This is a genomic window from Amycolatopsis halotolerans, assembly GCF_042647905.1.
Lineage (GTDB): Bacteria > Actinomycetota > Actinomycetes > Mycobacteriales > Pseudonocardiaceae > Amycolatopsis > Amycolatopsis halotolerans.
This window is the reverse complement of record NZ_JBHRWI010000085.1, coordinates 1-1,002: the sequence shown is the minus strand read 5'-3', so window position 1 is coordinate 1,002 and position 1,002 is coordinate 1. Positions and strand designations below refer to the sequence as shown.

The following is a 1,002-nucleotide window of genomic DNA, read 5'->3' as shown; positions in this document are numbered from 1 at the left end:
GGCAAAGGCCAGGCCCAGATGATCCCCGGCTGGCCCTACTCGTTCGTGGCCGCGCTGGAACCCGGCCGCACCTCGTGGACAGCGCTGCTGGACGCGGTGCGGATGCGGCCGGAGGACGAGCACACCGGTCTGGCCGCCGCCCAGCTGCGCACGGTCGTCGGCAACCTGATCGGCGCCGGGCACTGGCGCGAGGGCGACCCCGACATCTGGATCGTCGGCGACAGCGGCTACGACGGCCCCCGCCTGGCATTCCTGCTGGCCGATCTTCCGGTCCAGGTCCTCGTGCGGCTGCGCTCGGACCGGGTGCTGGCCTTGCCCGCACCGCCGCGAAGCCCCGGCGTCCGGGGCCGCGGCACCCGGCACGGAGCCCGGTTCGCGTTCGCCGACCCGCGGTCCTGGCCCTCCCCGGCGCACACCACGACCGCCGACACCGCCCGCTACGGCACCGCTGCCGCTCAATCCTGGAACCGGCTGCACCCCAAGCTCACCCGCACCGGCGCCTGGGCCCGCCACGACGACCCGCTGCCGATCATCGAGGGCACCGTGATCCGGCTGCAGGTCGAGCGACTGCCCGGAGCCGGAACCCCGAAACCGTTGTGGCTGTGGCATTCCGCCCTCGCGACCACCCCGGAACGGGTGGACCGGCTATGGCAGACGTTCCTGCGGCGCTTCGACCTGGAACACACTTTCCGGTTCCTCAAACAGACCCTGGGATGGACCGCGCCCCGCCTGCGGACTCCCGAGGCGGCCGACCGGTGGACCTGGCTGATGCTGGCCGCGCACACCCAGCTCCGCCTGGCGCGCGGTGCCGTCGAGGACGCCCGGCGCCCCTGGGAACGCTCGGCGCCGACACCCGCCCGGTTGTCACCGGCACGCATCCGGCGGGGATTTCGCCGAATTCGACCGGCAGCCGGATCCCCCGCAAACCCGCCGAAACACTCCCGGCCCGGCCCGGGACGCCCGAGAGGATCACGAAACACCCGCCCAGCCCCACACCACCAC

General features: G+C 73.6%; 1 protein-coding gene. It reads left to right on the top strand.

What is annotated here, in order from left to right; genetic code table 11:
- The coding region (locus ACFORO_RS46625) for a transposase (RefSeq protein ID WP_377896789.1) at positions 1-1,002 on the top strand (1,002 nt) is incomplete at both ends.